At 58.8% G+C, this 19,661-nt stretch carries 13 protein-coding genes; 9 read left to right on the top strand and 4 right to left on the bottom strand.

Annotated elements, in window-relative coordinates:
- Positions 1-141: 141 nt before the first annotated feature.
- The gene (locus tag GF423_RS08225) at positions 142-381 is read left to right on the top strand and encodes a hypothetical protein (protein WP_154327889.1); all 240 of its coding nucleotides are present in this window, start codon (positions 142-144) and stop codon (positions 379-381) included.
- 264 nt (positions 382-645) lie between these two features.
- Here the strand turns inward: GF423_RS08225 and GF423_RS08230 are convergent, their stop codons facing one another.
- The 4 genes from GF423_RS08230 to GF423_RS08245 all read right to left on the bottom strand — a co-directional run bounded on the left by GF423_RS08230 (position 646) and on the right by GF423_RS08245 (position 6,209).
- Positions 646-3,345, bottom strand: coding sequence for a SusC/RagA family TonB-linked outer membrane protein (locus GF423_RS08230; RefSeq protein WP_154327890.1), 2,700 nt, complete (start codon positions 3,343-3,345; stop codon positions 646-648).
- Positions 3,346-3,411: 66 nt separating this feature from the next.
- The gene (locus tag GF423_RS08235) at positions 3,412-5,361 is read right to left on the bottom strand and encodes a retaining alpha-galactosidase (RefSeq protein WP_154327891.1); all 1,950 of its coding nucleotides are present in this window, start codon (positions 5,359-5,361) and stop codon (positions 3,412-3,414) included.
- Between the two features lie 76 nt (positions 5,362-5,437).
- Positions 5,438-5,962 carry a GNAT family N-acetyltransferase gene (locus tag GF423_RS08240; RefSeq protein ID WP_154327892.1) on the bottom strand — a complete coding sequence of 175 codons (525 nt, stop codon included), beginning with the start codon at positions 5,960-5,962 and terminating at the stop codon, positions 5,438-5,440.
- Positions 5,940-6,209: a DUF2007 domain-containing protein gene (locus tag GF423_RS08245; RefSeq protein ID WP_154327893.1), complete on the bottom strand. Its 270-nt coding sequence runs from the start codon at positions 6,207-6,209 to the stop codon at positions 5,940-5,942. Before GF423_RS08245 ends, GF423_RS08240 begins: the two co-directional genes overlap by 23 nt.
- Positions 6,210-6,494: 285 nt before the next feature.
- Between GF423_RS08245 and GF423_RS08250 the strand changes: the two genes are divergently transcribed.
- The 8 genes from GF423_RS08250 (at position 6,495) to GF423_RS08285 (ending at position 19,640) form a co-directional block, all read left to right on the top strand.
- The gene (locus GF423_RS08250) at positions 6,495-9,071 is read left to right on the top strand and encodes a family 10 glycosylhydrolase (protein ID WP_206113187.1); all 2,577 of its coding nucleotides are present in this window, start codon (positions 6,495-6,497) and stop codon (positions 9,069-9,071) included.
- A gap of 331 nt (positions 9,072-9,402) precedes the next feature.
- On the top strand, positions 9,403-10,968 hold the full coding sequence (locus GF423_RS08255; RefSeq protein WP_206113189.1) for a T9SS type A sorting domain-containing protein: 1,566 nt from the start codon (positions 9,403-9,405) through the stop codon (positions 10,966-10,968).
- Between the two features lie 48 nt (positions 10,969-11,016).
- The gene (locus GF423_RS08260; protein ID WP_154327896.1) at positions 11,017-13,290 is read left to right on the top strand and encodes a PKD domain-containing protein; all 2,274 of its coding nucleotides are present in this window, start codon (positions 11,017-11,019) and stop codon (positions 13,288-13,290) included.
- Between the two features lie 74 nt (positions 13,291-13,364).
- A complete protein-coding gene (locus GF423_RS08265; RefSeq protein ID WP_154327897.1) occupies positions 13,365-13,760 on the top strand; it encodes a hypothetical protein in 396 nt (131 codons plus the stop codon).
- 125 nt (positions 13,761-13,885) lie between these two features.
- Positions 13,886-16,132, top strand: a complete 2,247-nt coding sequence (locus tag GF423_RS08270; RefSeq protein WP_154327898.1) for a RelA/SpoT family protein — start codon at positions 13,886-13,888, stop codon at positions 16,130-16,132.
- Positions 16,133-16,216: 84 nt separating this feature from the next.
- On the top strand, positions 16,217-18,310 hold the full coding sequence (locus GF423_RS08275; RefSeq protein ID WP_154327899.1) for an HD family phosphohydrolase: 2,094 nt from the start codon (positions 16,217-16,219) through the stop codon (positions 18,308-18,310).
- A 110-nt stretch (positions 18,311-18,420) separates the two neighbouring features.
- Positions 18,421-18,930, top strand: a complete 510-nt coding sequence (locus GF423_RS08280) for a hypothetical protein (RefSeq protein ID WP_154327900.1) — start codon at positions 18,421-18,423, stop codon at positions 18,928-18,930.
- On the top strand, positions 18,930-19,640 hold the full coding sequence (locus GF423_RS08285) for a DUF4919 domain-containing protein (protein WP_154327901.1): 711 nt from the start codon (positions 18,930-18,932) through the stop codon (positions 19,638-19,640). Before GF423_RS08280 ends, GF423_RS08285 begins: the two co-directional genes overlap by 1 nt.
- Positions 19,641-19,661 lie beyond the last annotated feature (21 nt).

Genomic DNA, 19,661 nt, shown 5'->3' on the forward strand with positions numbered 1-19,661 from the left:
GAAAATCATATGGATGTTGGCACATTTCAGACTTCGATAGGGTGGCACTGTATAAGAATTGGAAAATGCCCTTGTAGAAGTGACACTGTCAACAATTATTTGCCTATGAGACTCTATGTCTTTAAACGAAGGACTTATCACATGGAAGTAAACAGTATCGCAAAACGACAATTGGGCATTTCTAAAAGCTTTGCTAACGTTATTTTTGATTATAAGTTGATCCTTTCCCAAGAAATTAATAGTCAAATTTCTTTTTGGAGAATCTCTGAAACAATATTCATATGGAAAAAAACCATAGAATTGGAAAAAAGTCTCACTATAACGGTCAACGATATCATTACTGGCTTGACATTTTATGTTAGTGCAAAACAATATATTTGACACCATTGATATAGCTGCCACGAATCTGTAAAAACACTTGCTATTTTTTATACCAATCATCACCAAAATCTCTATATAGATATCCTTTATTCTTCTGGAAAAGAAGTTTTAAATAATTTTTGTCGATTTGTTTAATTAATTTCGTACTAACTTGCACAAAGGTTTAATATGACGTTGCCACTAAGATAATTAATATTTTGAAATGCAAAATATTAAGGCATGTTTTGCAACATAATATTTGAAGGGCCATTGTGGGGGCGGGGGTCAGAATGTGAGTTGCACGCCCAGGGTGTAGGTGCGGGCCAGGGGATACACGTTTTTGTCGTCGAGGCCCAGGGTGCTGCCCACAGTGCTGCTGTTGATCATGGGGGTGAGGCCCGAGTAGCTGGTGATGGTGGCCAGGTTGTTGCACGTGAGGGCCACGCGCAGGCTCTTCACATATTTGCGTGCTGTCTCGCGCAGGGGCACGTTGATGCCTATGGTGAGGTAGTCGAAGTTCACATAGTCGCCTTTCTCGAGCCAGTAGTCGGTGGCCGTCTGGTCCATGATGTTGCTGGCTGGTGCCTTTGCCAGCACGTTGTAGCCGGGCAGCGAGTTCATGTTCATGTAGGTGAGTGCGGTGCCGTTGTAAATCTTGTGGCCGAAGGCGCCGTTCACCTGCAGCGAGATGTCGAGCAGCTTGTAGCGCAGCGACACGTTGGTGCCCATGAGCACCTTGGGTATGGCCTGGCCGCACACGCGGCGGTCTTTGTCGTTGGAGATGTCGATGTTGTGGTCGCCGTCGAGATCGGCGATTTCATAGGTGTAGCCGCCCTTGCCATTGCTCTTGAGCCCTGTGCAGTGGGGCAGGTAGAACACGCCCAGGGGCTGGCCCACGATTTGGTACACGATGTGGTTGTAGCCGCCGTGGAAGCCGGCGCCGTTGAGGCTGGCAATGTCTTTAAATGTCGGGCCCTCGATGTCGTAGTCGCCATACTTGCCGCTCAGGCTCAGCAACTTGGTTTGCTGAAATGTCCAGTTGGTGTTGATGTTGAGCTCCAGGTCGCGAGTGTGCACCGGTGTGAAGCCCAGCGAGAGCTCCAGGCCGCGGTTGCGCATGCTGCCCAGGTTGGCAAGCAGGTTCTTGTAGGGGAAGGGTGGGGTGCTCACGTCGTACATGTAGAGCATGTCGCACGTCTTGGAGTTGTAATAGGCCAGGGTGGCAATGATGCGGTTCTCGAGCAGGGCTGCCTCCAGACCCAGGTTCACGGTTTTGCGTGTTTCCCACTTCAAGTCGGGGTTGGCGTTGCGCAGCGAGGCCATCGACACGGCCGCCTCTTGCCCCACGGGTACCACGGCGCTGGGCTCCATGATGTTCATGCTCATGTAGTTGTCGATGCCGCCCTGGTTGCCCGACCATCCGTAGCCCACATTGAGCTTCAGGTTGGCGAGCCAGCTGGCGCAGCCCTGCATCCAGGGCTCGCGGGTCACGGCCCAGCTGGCCGATACCGAAGGGAAATAGCCCCACTTGTGGTTGTCGCCAAACTTCGACGACCCGTCGGCGCGCAGGGTGGCGGTGAGGTAGTAGCGGCTGGCGTAGTCGTAGCTGGCCTTGCCCATCACCGAGGCCATGGTGGGCTGGCTCTTGTAGCTGCCGGTGCCCTCCCACAAGGTGAGGGCGCCTGCTTGTATTGAGTTGTAGCCCAGTGTGTTGTCGCTGAAGTTGGTGGTAGTGGTGTGGAAGCCGGTGTAGGTGTCGCGCTGTGCCGAGGCCAGCGCGGTGAGGTTGATGTGATGCACGGTGGCCAGCAGCTTGTCGCAGTTGAGCACGATGTTGCCCATGAGTTGCTCGGCCTTGTCGGTGCCACGGTAGGCCTGGCCGTGGGCCCAAATGGTGGTGGGCAGGTATTGCGAGCGCTCGGTCTCGTTGTGGCTGTAGGCCCCGAAGATGTCGAGCTTGAGTCCCGGCAGGAGGTCGAACGTGAGCTTGGCGTGGGTGGTCATGTGGGTCGCCTTGTCGCTGGTGCGGCTGTCCATGAGCGCCAGCGGGTGGGTGATCTGGTTGGCATAGGTGAAGCCGTCGTAGCCGCCGCTTGCATTGCGGCCCTTGTAGTAGGTGGGATTCCACGTGGCGGCGCTGTAGAAGGTATTCTGCTGGTCGTAGACGGCGGTGGCGTTTTTCTGAATGTTGCCAAACATGCCCACGTCGATGTGCAGCAAGTTGTCGAACATCGACTGGTGCATGCTCATGTTGCTGGTGAAGTTGCGCATGCGCTCGTGCACAATCACGCCCTCGTGGTCGATATAGCCCAGGGCCACGCGGTAGCCGTTGCTGGTGTTGCCGCCCGAGAAGGCCACGTGGTGGTCGTGCTGGAAGCCGGTGTGCTCTATGGCCTTCTGCCAGTTGGTGTTGTAGCCCTTGTCGATGAGCATGAGGCCACGGCTGGTGCACGCCTCGCGATAGCCGTCGGCCCCGAGCATGTCGAGGTTTTTGTACACCGCGGTGATGCCTGTGGAGCCGTTGTAGCTCACGCGCGCTGCGCCGGCTGTGCCTTTCTTGGTGGTGACCTCGATCACGCCGCTGGCGCCGCGGCTGCCATACATGGCGGTCTCGGTGGCGTCGCTCAGTATCTTGAAGCTCTCGATGTCGGCCGGGTAGATGCTCGACAAGGTCGACAGGTTGCCCAGCACGCCGTCGATGATCACGAGCGGGTCGTTGCCGCCGGTGAGCGAGGTGGTGCCGCGCAGGCGCACGGCGCTCATGGCGGCCACGCCGTTGTTGCTCTTCTGAATGGTGAGGCCGGCCACACGGCCGTTGATGGCCTCGAGCGGGTTGGTCACCTGCTCGCGGTTCATGCCCCGCTCGGTGATGGTCTTGTTGTCGAGACTGTACTTGAGCGAGTCGCGCAGCGTGGTTTGTGCCTGGGCTGCCGTGCAGCACAGCGCAAGCCCAAGTGCGATGAGGGTGAGTCGAGAGGTTGACATGTTGTTGGTTTTTTTCTTCTTGGTTTAATCGTTGCTGTGGGTGTAAAATGGCTGGACGGGGCGGCGTCACTCGACCACTGCGGCAAAGCCGCCGCCTGGGGCCAGGTGCAGCTTGAGCCGCGCAGGCACCTTCATGCCCGTACGCATCACATAGTCGCTGGCGCTCTTGTCGCAGTTGATGCCGTCGCAGTACAGCGTCATGGTCTTGCCCTGCAGGAAGCCCAGGTCGATGTCGATGTCGCGTGCCTGCCAGTTGGTGATGCCGCCTATGTACCAGGTGCTGCCCTTGCGGCAGGCCTCGATCACACACTCGCCCACCTTGGCCTCGAGCACGCGGCGCTCGTCCCAGGTCACGGGTATGCCGGCGATGAAGCGGGTGCACTCGGGGTTGGCCTCGTAGGCCGTGGGGGCGTCGCACAGCATGTTGAACGGCGAGTCGAAGATGACATACAGGGCCAGCTGGCGGCAACGCGTGCCCTGGCTCATGGGCTCGCTGTAGACCGGCCTGTAGTTGCTGCGCGTGGCGTTGCGCATGGCGCCCTGGGTGTAGTCGAGGGGACCCACCACCTGGCGAATGAACGGCAGCAGGGTCTCGTGGCGCACTTCGTCAAATTGCTTCAGTGTCGACCATTTCACCTGCTCCAGCCCGGCCACGGCCTCAAAGTTGAGCACGTTGGGGTAGGTGAGGGTGAAGCCGTTGGGCACGGGGGCGCCGTGGAAGTCGAGAAACAGGTGATAGCGGGCCGCTGTGGTGGCCGCACGCTGCAAGAATCGCATCACCTGCTGGTCGTTGCGGTCCATGAAGTCGACCTTGAAGCCCTTGATGCCCATCTCGCTGTAGGTCTTGCACACCTGCTCCATGTCGCGGTCGAAGGCCACATAGCCCGCCCAGAGCACGAGCCCCACGCCCTTTTGCTTGGCATAGTTGCACAGCGCGGGCAGGTCGATTTCGGGCACCACCTGAAACAGGTCGGCCTTCTTGTTCACGGCCCATCCCTCGTCGAGAATCACATACTCGATGCCGTTGCGGGCGGCAAAGTCGATATAGTACTTGTAGGTCTCGTTGTTGACACCTGTCTTGAAGTTCACGCCCTTCAGGTTCCAGGCATTCCACCAGTCCCAGGCCACTTTGCCGGGTTTCACCCAGCTGTAGTCGCCCGTGGGCTTCTGGGCCAGGTCGCGGGTCACGGTCTGGGTGAGCAGGTCGCCGTCGTTGCGCGAGAGCAGCATCATGCGCCAGGGCAGCGCGCGCTTGCCAGCCACCTTGGCAATGTAGGGCTGCCACTCGGTGGCCACGCGCTGCAGCATGTTGTGGCCGCCCTGGTGCTCGGTCTTGACCACGCGTGGAAACCAGAACTGCACTGTTGTACCCCCAGTGGGCACCACAAAGGTGCCGGGATAGTCGAGCACGTTGTACTCGCCCAGCAGCATCTTCTTGCCGCCGTCGAGCTCGATGAGCATGGGCGCCAGCCCCAGGTGCTGGCTGTTGAGCCGCGACAGGTTGTCGTGGGTGTAGGTGTTCTCAAACGAGCACATGGCCTGCTTCTGGAACGAGGTGGCCTTGCTGTCGCGAGAGTTGGCCAGGGCCTCATAGGCCTTGTAGTCGCCAGCCAGCCTGAACTGTGCAATCTCGTCGGCAATGATGAGCGAGTCGCTGCACTCGGTCTCTACACGGTAGGCCACCCCCATGTCGTAGAGGCGAAACACGACGCGGCACTGCGGCCACTGGGCGGTGAGCGTGTTGTAGGCCCCCTTGGCGTCCTTGGTAGTTTTCACGCTCTTGAGCTTGCGGGCGTCGACGGCCATCGTCTTGCCGCCTGCCAGCAGCAGGCCGGCATCGATGCGCTCCACGACGGTTGCCCCGTCGTAGTCAACGCTGTAGTATACCTTGCCATCGGTCTCGGCCATGGTCACTTTCACTTTTCCGTCGGGCGATGTGGCCCAGTATGGCTTCATCGCCTGGGCCTGGGTCGCGGCCAGCAGCAGGCACAACAGTGCTCTGAGTAGGTGTTTCATGAGGTGGAATATTTTTATGTTGTTGATGGTTTGTTTCTTTTTCAATTTTTCCTGATGTTGCATGAGTAGAGTGGTGTCACAGCAACCTCTCATAGGCGATGCGCTCCCCGTCGGGAAGCTGCACCGTGCCGCAACGCTCGAAGCCCAGCTTGGGCAGGATGTGCAACATCTGCACGTTGTCGTGGTTGGTGTCGATGCGCATGCTCTCCAGCCCCATGCAACGGGCCGCGCGCATGGCCAGGGTGAGAAACGTGCTGGCCAGGCCGCGGCCCGTGAGCTGCGGGTCGATGCCCAGACGGTGCACCACGGCATATCGGCAGTGGCCCGAGTCGCTCTCGGTGAGCCACCGGCCCTCGATGCTGTCGTAGCACTTGTCGCCTGTGGCGATGAGCGCGCAGTAGCCTGCGATGACGCCGTCGAGCAGCAGCACCCGGCCCACGCCGGCCGCCGTGTCGGCCGCCACTGTGGCAGGGTTGGGGTAGCCGTGCTGCCACTGGTCGCGCCCCTGGCGCCGCATGACCTGCACCTCGGCCTCGAGCAGGCGCCATATCGCGCCCTCGTCGGCCTCGACAGCCTTTCTAATCGTTGCTGTCGTCGCCATTGCTCTCGCCCTCGCCGGCGGTCTCTATGGGGTTGGCAGCCATGATGGCCTTGGCCGTCTCCAGGTCGCGGCGCAGCACCACAACCTTGTAGTTGCCCTCGTTCATCATGTGAAACAGTGCGTTGGCTGTAGAGTCGCCCAGCACGCCTGCCGTGAGCCCGTTGTCTTCAAGCACGCCCTTCACAATGTTGGCGTCGATCTCGTTGCCATACTCGGCAAACACGACCACATCGTTGTCTTTTTCCATGTCGCCTTGGTTTTTAATCCTTTTAATCTATTATTCTACAAATATACCTGTTTTTTTGAGATTTCTTGTCGTGTTTATGCTCAAAATATTACTTTTATTTCCACCAAAGCCTCACGAGGGCAGTTCTGGTCTCTCTTTTTTAAATGTAACATTCGTTTTTATTTTTTAATATATTTTTAAGACAATTACTCCTACCTTTGTGAATAATATCATTAGCGACAACTTAATATTTTTTACTACAGTTATACAGTTATAATGAAGCACATTTCTTTTGGCAATTGCTTGATGATAATAGCATTGCTTTTCTCGGCCCTCGCCTCGCAAGGTGCGGGCTACACAGTCCCGAAACGCGAGTTCCGCTCGGCGTGGATAGCCACCGTGTGGGCCCTCGACTGGCCGCGCGACGCCAATGGCAACGAGGCCAACAACATGGATGCCGCTACCCAGAAGGCATCGATGATACGCATGCTCGACTCGTTGAAAAACAACAATTTCAATGCGGTCAACTTCCAGGTGCGTTCGATGTGCGATGCCATGTATGAGTCGAGCTACGAGCCCTGGTCGAGCTACCTCACCGGCACCCGCGGCAAGGCTCCGAGCTACGACCCGCTCAAGTTTGTGGTCGACGAGTGCCACAAGCGCGGCATGGAGTGCCACGCCTGGCTCAACCCTTACCGCTTCTCGAGCGGCTCCAACTGGAACACCGCTGCCGACCAGGCCGTGCGCAACGGCGGCCACCTGCTCACCTACGGCACCTACACTGTGCTCGACCCTGCCCAGCAGTGGACCATCGACCGCATTGTGGCCGTGGTGAAGGAAATCATCACCAAGTATGACGTCGACGGCGTGCTCTACGACGACTACTTCTATCCCAACGGCATCGAGACCAACGCCGATGCCGGCGACTACACCGAGTGGCAAGACAGCATTGCCGCCCGCGGCTCGTCGATGTCGCTGGCCGACTGGCGCCGCGACAACGTGAACCGCATGGTCAAGGCCGTGTACGACATGATACAGTCGACCAAGCCCTACATTCGCTTCGGCATCTCGCCAGCTGGAGTGGCTGCCACAAGCAGAGCCGTGGCCTCAAAGTATGGAGTGCCCACCTGCCCCGCCGGCAGCGACTGGCAGTACAACGGCATCTTCAGCGACCCCCTGGCGTGGATATCGAGCAACACCATCGACTACATCTCGCCCCAGGTGTACTGGAAGATAGGCGCCAGCGCCGACTACAGCAAGATCACCCCGTGGTGGAACAAGGTGTCGGCCAAGTTTGGCCGTCAGTGCTACATCTCGCAAAACATCTATAGCTTCATCAAGGCTTCGAGCACAACAAGCGACTATGCCGAGGTGGCCAACGAGAGCGAGCTCAACCGCACCTCGAGCGTCGACGGCAACCCGGGCGCCATCTACTACTCGTGCAAGTACCTCTATGCCCTGGGCGCCAAGCAGAGCCTGGCCAACTATCTCAAGAGCACCGTGTTTTCGCACCCGGCCTTGCCGCCGGCTCTGCCCTGGAAACAAGGCAATAACCCAGGCAAGGTGCAAGGCCTGACTTTGAATGGCAACACCCTGTCGTGGACGGGCTATGACGACGTGCGCTACAGCGTGTATGCTTTCCCCGTGACGATGAACACGGCCAACTTCACCAAGCAGGTCGACTACCTGCAGGGCATGAGCTATGGCGAGAGCTTTGTGCTCGACGACTCCAAGGTGGGCGACGAGTGGCAGTATGCCGTGTGTGTGGTCGACCGCGTGGGCAACGAGTATGACCCCGTGTTCCTGGGCAATGCCCTCAAGCAGCTCGATGCCCCACGGCTCATTGCGCCTGCCGAGGCCGACTCGGCCAACGCACCATTCAACTTTGTGTGGAGCAAGGTGCCCGAAGCCACCAGCTACATCGTTGAGCTGAGCAACGACGCCTCCTTCTCGAGCGTGGCCGAGCGCTATACTACTGCCGACACCACCCTGAGCGCGCTCAAGTTTACCAAGCTCGCTCATGCCAAGACCGTCTACTGGCGTGTGCAGTCGTGTGCCTCCAAGCACTACAGCGGCGTGAGCCAGGTGCGCTCGCTCGTGCCCATGCTGCTCACCGTCACCTACCCGGCCAACGGGCAGGAAGAGCTCTCGCCTGGCTTCACGGCCCAGTGGTACACGTGCGGCCACGACGTGCCTGCCACCCTCGAGATCTCGGGCACGCCCGACTTTGCCCAGGTCGACTTCGCCGGCACCTCGGCCACTGGCAGCCTGGCCGTGCCAGCCGACAAGCTCGAGACCGGCAACACCTACTACATGCGTGTGCGCATGACCGTCGACAATGTCGAGATGGTGAGCCCTGTGGTTTGCTTCACCCTTGCCCACGAGGCCACCCACTTTGTGAAGCCGCTCGACAAGGGCGTCATCACCCGTGGCACCCACATCACGCTCAAGCCCCAGTCGTGGGCCACGAGCTATGTTGTCGAGGTGTCGACCAGCCGCACCACCTGGGGACGCACCCGCTTTGTCGAGACGCTCAAAGACGGCACCGTGGCCACCACGCTGCCCTTCGACAGCATCAAGGTGGGCGGCAAGTATCCCGTCGACGGCACGACCTACTATGCCCGCACCAAGACCTCCTATGACGGCCTCGACGGCACCAGCCACACCACAGCCTACGGCGACGTCATCTCCTTTGTCTACCGCGAGAGCTACACCAAGGGCGATGTCAATGGCGACGGCGTGGTGAATGTGACCGATGTCACCTCGCTCATCAATGCAATTCTGGGCCTGTCGCCCTATGCCGACGACGTGTGCGACCTCAACGCCGACGGCGAGGTCGACGTGAGCGACGTGAGCGTGCTCATCTCGATGATCAACAACTGAGTCCTGGCTTAGCCTGGAAAACAGCATTTCTTCCCACCACTCTCGTGGAGACAGCTGCACTGTGTGCACGGTGCCCTGTCTCCACGATTGTTTTTTTGTCATGCTTGTGACGTCCATGATGAAAATATGAAATAAATTGTGGCGGTTGTCGATATTTTTCTTAACTTTGTGAATCCCTTTTGGTAAAAATTGGAAACATTTTGCCTTGAAATGGTGTTGGTTTCCTGTAGATGTACCGTGCTTACCGCTGTTTTGTTGCCCTGTGGCGCAGCGCATGAAAATAGAATGATAAATTTTTTTAATGTATAACGAACTAAAAACCCCTTATCGCATGATGAAAAAATTTTTACAATTTGCTTTACTTGCGGGCACGATGATGGCAGGCAACTGCCTCATGGCACAAACCACAGTGCCGGCAACCCTCGACATCCCCGATGCCGCCACCATGGCCTCGTCGTGGACTGTGATCGACAACAATGCAGCCACCAGCCCCAATACCTGGAAGTATGGCAGCAAAGATGCCCAGTACTCCGAAGACCGCTATAGCGCTGCCGACGACTGGCTCATTTCCAGGGGCGTGCAGCTCAATGCCGGGAGCAGCTACACCATCAAGTACTATGTGAAGAAGACTTCGTCTTTCTCTTCCGACTACTGCCGCTATGCCATCACCATAGGCACCGACACCACCATTGCGGCGCAGTCGACCGTGCTGGCTCAGAACGAGAGCTTCAACGACAACCTGTACAGCGCCCAGGAGGTGACCTTTGCGCCCGGAACCTCGGGGGTGTACTACCTGGGTGTGCACTGCTACAACGAGAAGTACAAAGGCGGCATGGGCTTCCAGAAGTTTGAAATCACCGAAAACGTGGTGCGCCCGCTTGCCGTGACCAATCTCACACTTGCCAATATCGACGGGCAGCCGCATTTAAGCTTCAGCGCGCCTGCCGCCAACACCGCCAATTTTCCCATCGACTCTACAGCGCTTGTTTACCGCATCGTGCGCCATCCCGGCGATGTTGAAGTAGCCAGCGGGCACAAGGGCAACACCTATGTCGACGTGGCCACGCTGCCGCTGGCCTGCTACACCTACACGGTCTACCCCGTGCTCAACGGCATTGAGGGCGAGGGCGCTACCAGCAACGGCGTGATATTTGGCGACGCCCTCTCGCTGCCCTATGAGACCCACATGAAGACGGCCGATGAGATGGCAGTGTGGACCATCGTCGATGCCAACGCCGACGGCAAGACGTGGAGCTACAATGCCAAAAATGCCAATATCGAGTACACCAGCTTCAACAAGGCCGACGACTGGGCCTTCACGCCCCCCTTCAGCACCGTGGCAGGCACCCACAGGCTCAAACTCAGCACCAAGGGCTACAACTACCGCTACAGCGATGCCTTCGACGTGGTGCTTGTCACCTCTACGGCTGTCACCTCCACTGCCGACGGCAGTGCCCCGCGGCGCATCTCGCAGGTGGCTGGCCAAACGGTGATCAAGTCCTATGCCGACAATGCCCTGGAGCGTGCCATGTATGACACCGACAGTGTCGACTTCATGATTCCAGCCAGTGGCACCTACTACATAGGCTTACACGACGTTTCGACTTCGCCCTGGGGGCTCTATGTCAACGGTTTGCGCCTTGAGCTCATCGAGGCCACTCCGCCCACGGCCCTGCACCAGGTGAGTGGCGACGTGCCCGCACGCTACGACCGTGCCGCCCAGCAGTTGCTGGTGGGTGCCGGCGCCCGCGTCATGGTCTACAACCTCAATGGCGCTCTTGTGACTGCCGCCGGCACCAGCGGCGAGGCCGTGAGCCTGTGCGAGCTTCCCCAGGGCGTGTATGTGGCCGTGGTCGAGTCGTCGCAAGGACAGCAGCGCATTAAGTTTGTGAAGTGAGCAACGTCAGGTTTTATATTCAAGCAAAATATTGATTTCTAAGTTTTCATGAAGAAATACCTTCTCATTCTTGCGTCGCTTGCGGTAGCAGCGGCGGCAGTGGCTGTCGACATCGATACCATGCAGCCAGTGCACAACCCCCTGCAGGCACCCAGGGTCGAGCGCCCTGTGGTGGCTGCCCAGGCAGTGGCCACGCGCTTGCCGGCCCGGGCTCGGCGCCATGAACGCGATGGCGAGCCCGTGCAGGCCGATTTCACAGTGCAGGGCGCCGGCCAGTCGCGCACGGTGTGGACCGAGAATTTCGACCAGGGCATGGGTGCCTGGGTGGTGACCCCCGACGAGAACAATGCCATCGAGTGGTCGCTCAAGAAGACCACGGGCACAGGCAAGGCCTTTGCCGAAATCGATGCGGCCGACGTGCAATCGCTCTCGGTGAGCGGCCCCTACCAGGTGTATAAGCGCGGCATCTCGATGATCACCAGCGGTGTGGTCGAGGTGGGCGCCCACAGCACCTTCAACGGCTACGTCTACTACAGCCAGAACATGAACGACTATGCCGTGCTCACGCTTCAGGTCGCCCTTGCCACCGCTGGCGACAATGCATGGACCGATGTGTGGAACAGCACCCTCGAGACGGGCGACGGCAGCTCGCGCTGGCACAAGATAGCGGCCGACCTGAGCGCCTATGCCGGGCGCCAGGTGAAGTTCAGGTGGGTCTATGGCCCGGGCACCAGCGACTCGTTCAAGACGGGCGGCTACATGGCCGATTTTGTGATCGACGGCCTCAGTATCGACGAGTCGGCCTCGGTGCAGTCCATTACGGTCAAAACGGGCGACGAGGTGAGCTATGTCGACCTCTCTACGGGCAACCCCGTGTCGTGGCAGTGGACCCTCGACGGCGCCACGCCGGCCACCTCGACCGAGCAGTGCCCCAGCGTGCGCTACACGCGTGAGGGCGTTTATGATGTGGTGCTCACCGTCACCGATGCCGCCGGGCACACCAGCACCGTCAAGCGCGCCTCGATGGTCACGGTCAAGGGCGAGGCCCCTGTGGCCCGCATCATCCCGCCGGCCACCTTCAGGTACTACGAGACCCACCTGCCCATGGTGGCCCCACTGGTGCCGGTACAGTATCGCGACGGGTCGTCGGGCTACCCCAGCCAGTGGCAGTGGCGCTTCGGCGGCGCCACACCAGCCACCTCGGCCGAGTCCGACCCGTGGGTGTCCTACGACTTCATGCACCAGCAAGACGTGAGCCTGAGCGTGGCCAATGCCCACGGCACGTCGGCCGACTCGCTGAGCGTCTCGGCCGAGTATGAGGGCTACATCAACAACTTGCTGCCCACCGACGTGCCTGCCACCTTCAGCCTCGACGGCGAGGGTACCTTCCCGGGCGACAACAAGATGGGCATCACCGAGTATGCCGAGCACTTCTCCAAGCCCTCGCGCCCGGCGATGGTGTATGGCGCCCTGGTCTACTTTGTCACCGCCAGCGCCAGCTCGGTGGCCGACCAGATTGCCAATGTGGGTGTGCACCTCTATACCGCCGACCATGGCCTGCCGGGCAAAAAGCTCGACTCGGCCTGGTGGCGCGTCTTTGAGCTCGAGACGGGCTCCTCGACCAAGCTCACGGGCACATGGTTTGAGTTCACCCCCAAGGTGGTCGACGACGACTTCTTTATCGTGGTCGACGGCATCCCCGAGCACAACGACTCGGTCGACGTGTCGTTTGCCATGGCTAAGCTGCGCGAGAGCGGCAACACGGCTTTCTTCAAGAATGCCCAGGGCTGGCGCCCCGTGACCGGCTACTTCAGTGCCGACAAGGGGCACACCTCCTACTACATCTTCCCGCTCATTGCCCACTCGGCCATCACCCTGCTGCCTGTGGGCACCAGCGAGATTCATGTGCCCGCCGCGGCCGGCACCGTCGACCAGCAGCTGTTCTCCATCTTCGGCTACAAGACACCGGTCGAGAGCGACGCCTCGTGGTGCACCGTCGAGGGCAAGCCCAACGGTCTCACGCTCGACACGCTGCACATCGCCTATGGGCAGCTCCCGCAGGGCGTGAGCCAGCGCGTAGCCACCCTCAAGTTTACCGATGGCATGGATACCATTCAGCTCAGGGTGGTGCAGGATGCAACGGGCCTCATGGGCGATGTGAACCGCGACGGCCTCGTCAATGTGGGCGATGTGACCGAGCTCATCAACATGATACTCGGCCAGCGCGATGTTGATGCCGCCGTGGCCGACCTCGACGGCAACGGCCAGGTGAACGTGACCGACGTCACCGCCCTGGTCTCGCTCATCGTGCAACAACAGTGACACGCACCCCGTAGCCTGCCCTCGCGGTGCAGGCACCGCAACACTGGCGAAGAGAACGCATGGCAGCCCCCCCGATGGCAGCCCCCGCGTTCTCTTCCCAGTTGTTGCTGTTTTTTTTTTATTACATATTTTTTGCTTGTTATGTAATTAAATATGTTTACTCGGGTACGGCAACCATTTATTCTATAGCTGCTGGGCATTGCGACAGTTTAGAGGCAACAGTATTGCTTAGGTTTGAATCGAAACGCCCTGGCATCATCGGCGGTCAACCGATTTATATCCAGTCGGCTAATGGAGAATTTTCTGGGAGATTACAGTCGTTGTCTTTTGTGCGAGACACTTTGATGCGGCAAGAGGCTGTGTGCCGGTTTAAAACTGCCGAAATAAAATCGGTTGAGAATCAAAATGTGGATTTTACAATAATACAGGCGTCTGGCAATCTGCTTCAAAAAATGTTGGGCGGTTTATAGTAGCATGCCCTGCTCTTTTCCTGTAGCGTGGCTGTGGGCGAGGGGTTGTGCAAAAAAGATGGGCTTGATGGCGGTTGTCTCAGGATTTATTTGTAAGTTTGTAAACTGGATTATTGGGAATTGAAATGACAGAGGCAACTAACGAGAGCCCTCAGCGTGAGGAGCAGATGATTGAGGCGGCCTATCAGAATCTTTTAAACGGCTACTTGTCAAGCAATCATCGCAAGAAAGTGGAAATCATTGAGAAGGCATTCCGGTTTGCGAAAGAGGCCCACAAGGGCATACGTCGCCGCTCGGGAGAGCCCTACATCATGCACCCCATAGCCGTGGCCACGATTGTGAGCCAGGAGATTGGGTTGGGGTCCACCTCGATATGCGCCGCGCTGCTTCACGACGTGGTAGAGGACACCGACTACACCATCGAGGACATCGAGGCCCAGTTTGGCAAGAAGATAGCCCAGATCGTGGAGGGACTCACCAAGATATCGGGTGGCATCTTCGGCACCCATGCCTCGGCGCAGGCCGAGAACTTCAGGAAGCTGCTGCTCACGATGAGCTCCGACATACGCGTGATACTCATCAAGATGGCCGACCGCCTGCACAACATGCGCACCTTGGCCTCGATGCCGCCCAACAAGCAGTACAAGATAGCCGGCGAGACACTCTACATCTACGCCCCGCTGGCCCACCGCCTGGGCCTGTTTGCCATCAAGACCGAGCTCGAGGACTTGAGCTTCAAGTATGAGCACCCCGAGGCCTACAAGGCCATCGACGAGCAAATCGAGAAATCGGCGCCCCACAACCAGGAGGTGTTTGCCCGCTTTGCCGCGCCCATTCGCGAGCGTCTCGACAAGATGGGCCTCAAGTATGAGTTCAAGGCCAGGGTCAAAAACCGCTACTCGATATGGAAGAAGATGGAGACCAAGCACATCCCCTTCAGCGAGGTCTACGACTTCTATGCCGCGCGCATCGTCTTTGAGTGCCCCAACGAGGCCGACGAGAAACGCATATGCTGGAACATCTACAGCGAGATCACCGACCTCTACCGCCTGCACCCCGACCGCACCCGCGACTGGATAAGCACCCCCAAGGCCAACGGCTACCGCGCCCTGCACATCACGGTGATGGGCCCCGACGGCAACTGGGTGGAGGTGCAGATACGCAGTCGCCGCATGGACGACATCGCCGAGCGCGGCTTTGCAGCCCACTGGAAGTACAAGATAGGCGAGGGCGAGGAGGAAAGCGAGCTCCAGGCCTGGCTGCAGACCATCGAGGACATCTTGAAGAATCCCGAGCCCAATGCCGTCGACTTTCTCGACACCATCAAGCTCAACCTCTTTGCCCGCGAGATAGTGGTGTTCACCCCCAAGGGCGAGCTCATCACCCTGCCCAACGACTCCACCGTGCTCGATCTGGCCTTCACCCTGCACACCGAGATAGGCACTCATTGCATTGCCGGCAAAATCAACCACAAGCTCGTGCCCCTGTCCTACAAGCTGCAGAGCGGCGATCAGGTGGAGGTGCTCACCAGCAAGAGCCAGCAACCCAGCCCCGAGTGGGAGAAATACCTGGTCACGGCCAAGGGCAAGACACGCCTGCGGGCAGCCTTGCGCCACAACCGCCGCAAGGTGATCGACAAGGGCCAGGCCCAGCTCACGGCCTTCCTCGAGCAAAACAACGTGCCCGTGACCAACGAGACGATGACCCGCATCGTGGGCAGCGAGCGCGTGCCCAACAAGGAGGAGCTCTTCTACATGATAGGCAACAACGAGATTGCGCTCTCGCCGCAGATACTCAAAGCCTTGCGACCGGCCAGCCACGGCATTCTCAACCGCCTGATGCGCCCCTTTGGCAACCGCTCCAAGCAGGCACACGACACCGCTGCCCCCGAGCCTGCAACATTGGCAGCCCACGACATCGACTACAAAAAGGTGTATGAGCTCAAGACCGTCGACGGCAAGCCCAACTACAAGCTGGCCCCCTGCTGCCACCCTATACCGGGCGACGACGTGCTGGGCTTTGTCAACGACAACAACGAGGTGGTGGTGCACAAGATGGACTGCGAGACGGCCAACCGCCTCAAGGCCAGCTTCGGGCCCCGCATCGTGCAGTGCAGGTGGGAGACCAAGAGCGCCACTTTCATGGCAACCATCGCCATCGAGGGCATCGACCGCATGGGCATCTTGCAGGAAATCATCTACTTGATATCGACCAACCTGGCCATCAATATACGCCGTCTCGACGTGAGCGCCGACGAGGGCGTGTTTCACTGCGAGCTCGATGTGCTCATCGAGGACACCGAGGTCGTGACCAACTTGTGCAAGCGCCTGAAGAAAGTGAAGGGCGTGAACTCGGCCTCGCGCGTGAGTTGAGACGCGTGCCCGGCGCGTGCGAGTTGCGTGATATAAAAAAAACGAGACAAGCAACAGTTTTCAATTATATTGAGACAAAAACACATGGAAAAGTCAAAACGCGACAATCTCCTCATCATAGCCATGCTGGTCGTGGCCACGGCACTCATCACCTTCTGCCTGCCCAGCAAGAACTTCCGCAACCTCGACTACCGCCAGGGCAAGCCGTGGTCCTATCCCATGCTCAAGGCACCGTTCGACATCCCCATCGAGTATGACACCATCACTAAGCACCGCATCATCGACAGCATCAATGTCAACTTTGTGAAAATATACCGCACCGACTACCGTGTGGTCAACAAGCAGCTCAATGCCCTGAGCAGGGCTCTTGCCATCCAGCCCGAGACAAGCCCCGCGATGCGCCAGGCCATCGTGAGCGCCGTGAGCCGCATCTACGACAACGGCATCGTCGACAACGACACCTACGACCAGATATCGCGCAACCAGCTGCCGCAGGTGCGCATGCTCACCAACAAGGTGGCCGACCTGGTATCGACCGAGCACATGGCCTCGGTGCGCGAGGCCTATGCCGACCTCGACACCCTGCTGCCAGGCTCGCAATACCGCTCGGTGCTGTCGTCGATATCGATTGCCAACTATCTGGAGCCTAATGTGCTCTACGACTCGGTCGAGACCAAGAAACTGCTCGACGACGCCTATCAGAGAGCCCTGGCCCCGCGCGGAGTGGTGCAGACGGGCGAGAGCATCATCTTCCCCGGCAACCTGGTCACCCCGCAGAAGTACATGATATTGCAGACCTATGAGCGCATGATGCGCGAGCGCGAGATGCACCCCAACGGCATCAACTATGGCATACTGGGGCAGCTCACATTTGTGTCGATCATCATGATTGTGTTCTACATCTTCATGAAGCTCATGCGCCCCCGCACGTTTGCCAACTTGCGCAAGATGGTGTTTCTCATCTCCTTCGACACGCTTTTTGTGGTCATGGTAGAGATCGTGGTGGCCTTCCGCCCGTCCTATCTGGGCATCATCCCCTTTGCCTTGGTGCCCATCATTGTCACCACCTTCTGCGACACGCGCACATCGTTTTTCATCAACATGATTGTGGTGATACTGTGCTCGCTGGTGGCCGACAATCAGGCCGAGTTTATCGTGATGCAGTTTCTGGCCGGCAACATTGCCATCGTCTCGATCAAGGAGCTGTCGCGGCGCTCGCAACTGGCGCGCTGCGCGGCCTATATCTTCCTGGTCTACAGCCTGTGCTTCATTTCCTTCCAAGTCATGCACGAGGGCAACCTCGACAGTGTGTTTGCCAACAACAACTGGCACCCGTTCCTCAAGTTTGCCATCAACTGCGCCGTGCTCTCGTTTGCCTACATCCTGATTTTCCTCATCGAGAAGCTGTTTGGCTTCACCTCGACGGTGACCCTGGTCGAGCTTTCCGACATCAACACCCCGGTGCTGCGAGAGCTCTCCGAGGCCTGCCCGGGCACCTTCCAGCACTCGCTGCAGGTGGCCAACCTGGCCGCCGAGGCTGCCCACGAGATAGGTGCCAACCCGCAGTTGGCCCGTGCCGGCGCCCTTTATCACGACATAGGCAAGATCGACAACCCGGCGTTTTTCACCGAGAATCAGAATGGCGTCAACCCCCACGACAGCCTCACCCCCGACCAGAGCGCCCGCATCGTGATCAATCATGTGGCCGACGGCCTCAAGCGCGCCGACAAGGCCAAGCTGCCCCAGGTGATCAAGGACTTCATCTCGCAGCATCACGGCAAGGGCCGCACCCGCTACTTCTACACCATGGCCTGCAAGGCTCATCCAGGCGAGGTGGTTGACCCTGCGCCCTATACCTATCCCGGTCCCAACCCGCGCACCAAGGAGACGGCCATCTTGATGATGGCCGACTCCTGCGAGGCCGCCGCCCGCTCGCTCAAGAACCCCGACGAGAAAGACATTGCCAATGTGGTCAACAACATCATCGACACGCAGATGCGAGAGGGCCTGCTCAACGACTCGCCCATCAGCTTCAATGACATAGGCGTGATCAAGGCCACCTTTGTCGAGCGGCTGCGCACGTTCTACCACATGCGCGTGGCCTATCCCGAGGAAATCAAGCCCGTGGTGCGCCCCGATGTCGATGTCGATGCCGACGACGACATGCAGCTCTCGTGACGGGCTCGGGCGCAGCCCCGGCTGGCAACAAGGTGCCCCCCGGGGCGCGTGTGCTAACTTATCTTAACGACAACAATAAATCACGCCCCGGCGTGTTACTGTATAATGTAATGATTCTGTCTACGACATTTCTCATCCTGGCCATTGTGGCCCTCGCCCTCGCTGTGGTGTTGCTCATCAAGCCCTGGTGGGTGGCTGCCGTGCCGGCCGCAGCCGCCCTGCTGCTGCTCATAGGCGGCAACTACATCACCTACATGCCCGTGTGGAAAACGGCCCTTTGGGTGGCTGCCGCCCTGGTGGTCGCTGTGCTGCGCCGCCTGCTGCCCGCGGGCGAGCCCGACGGCCGCAACACGAGCAACCTCTATATCGGTCTCTCGGCCCTGGCCGGCGCCCTGCTGGGCATGGCCATGGGCAGCAACTACATCTTGCTGGGCACCATTGTGGGAGCCTTCATCGGCATGATGGCCTACAGCCGCACCCCCGCCGGCGCGTGGGTGAAATCGGGCTATGTGAAATACTTCGCCCACAAGTGCCTGCCGGCCATCGTAGCCGCCGCCCTGGTGGGCACTTGCGTGGAAGGCATCATTTTTTATTTCAACACTGTTTACAACTATTTATAATGCGCAAATTTTTCAACTACACACTCGTTGTCATGCTGCTTGCCCTCTTCACGGTGCCCGTGCTGTGGGCCGAGCGCAAGGTCGAGCTCAAGCCGGTCGACTTCGACCGCGTCAAGAAGGTGAGCCAGGACCCCCGGTCGCGCTACTACTTCCCGCGGCTCGAGAAGCTGTACCGCAGCAACACCGACACCACGATGAATCTCGAGGACTTCCGCAACCTCTACTACGGCTACATGTTCCAGGAGGACTACAACCCCTACCGCGAGTCGCAGTACAGCAACAAGGTGGAGCAGCTCTACTACAAGAAGCCTCACTCGCGTGCCGAGTGCGACAGCATCGAGAAGTATGCCCGCCTCTCGCTCGACGACAACATCTTCGACTTCGACCAGATGCAGTTCTACATCTACATCCTCAAGGAGAAAAAGAAATATGCCAGCGCCGCCGTGCGCAGCAACAAGCTCGAGCGCCTCATCGCCGCCATCATCTCCTCGGGCAAGGGCACCAAAGAGGAGCCTTGGGTGGTGATATGCCCGGCCCACGAGTACAACATTGTCAACTTCCTGGGCTTTGTGGCCACCAATCACCAGGAGGTGGACGGCTGCCTCGACTACATCACTGTCGAGCACAAGGAAGGCAGCAAGGTGCAAGGCTTCTATTTCGACATCGGCCACATGCTGCAAGAGGCCAAGCGCAAGGGCTACGACAATTGATCGCCGCGCCCGTGTGCCGCC

The organism is Sodaliphilus pleomorphus (assembly GCF_009676955.1).
Taxonomy (GTDB): Bacteria; Bacteroidota; Bacteroidia; order Bacteroidales; family Muribaculaceae; genus Sodaliphilus; species Sodaliphilus pleomorphus.

Coding starts and splice junctions, on each gene's coding strand:
- GF423_RS08225 (WP_154327889.1), top strand. CDS start 142: ATGGAAGTAAACAGTATCGCAAAACGACAATTGGGCATTTCTAAAAGC.
- GF423_RS08285 (WP_154327901.1), top strand. CDS start 18,930: ATGCGCAAATTTTTCAACTACACACTCGTTGTCATGCTGCTTGCCCTC.
- GF423_RS08275 (WP_154327899.1), top strand. CDS start 16,217: ATGGAAAAGTCAAAACGCGACAATCTCCTCATCATAGCCATGCTGGTC.
- GF423_RS08230 (WP_154327890.1), bottom strand. CDS start 3,345: ATGTCAACCTCTCGACTCACCCTCATCGCACTTGGGCTTGCGCTGTGC.
- GF423_RS08240 (WP_154327892.1), bottom strand. CDS start 5,962: ATGGCGACGACAGCAACGATTAGAAAGGCTGTCGAGGCCGACGAGGGC.
- GF423_RS08235 (WP_154327891.1), bottom strand. CDS start 5,361: ATGAAACACCTACTCAGAGCACTGTTGTGCCTGCTGCTGGCCGCGACC.
- GF423_RS08245 (WP_154327893.1), bottom strand. CDS start 6,209: ATGGAAAAAGACAACGATGTGGTCGTGTTTGCCGAGTATGGCAACGAG.
- GF423_RS08250 (WP_206113187.1), top strand. CDS start 6,495: ATGATAATAGCATTGCTTTTCTCGGCCCTCGCCTCGCAAGGTGCGGGC.
- GF423_RS08280 (WP_154327900.1), top strand. CDS start 18,421: ATGATTCTGTCTACGACATTTCTCATCCTGGCCATTGTGGCCCTCGCC.
- GF423_RS08260 (WP_154327896.1), top strand. CDS start 11,017: ATGAAGAAATACCTTCTCATTCTTGCGTCGCTTGCGGTAGCAGCGGCG.
- GF423_RS08265 (WP_154327897.1), top strand. CDS start 13,365: ATGGCAGCCCCCGCGTTCTCTTCCCAGTTGTTGCTGTTTTTTTTTTAT.
- GF423_RS08270 (WP_154327898.1), top strand. CDS start 13,886: ATGACAGAGGCAACTAACGAGAGCCCTCAGCGTGAGGAGCAGATGATT.
- GF423_RS08255 (WP_206113189.1), top strand. CDS start 9,403: ATGATGAAAAAATTTTTACAATTTGCTTTACTTGCGGGCACGATGATG.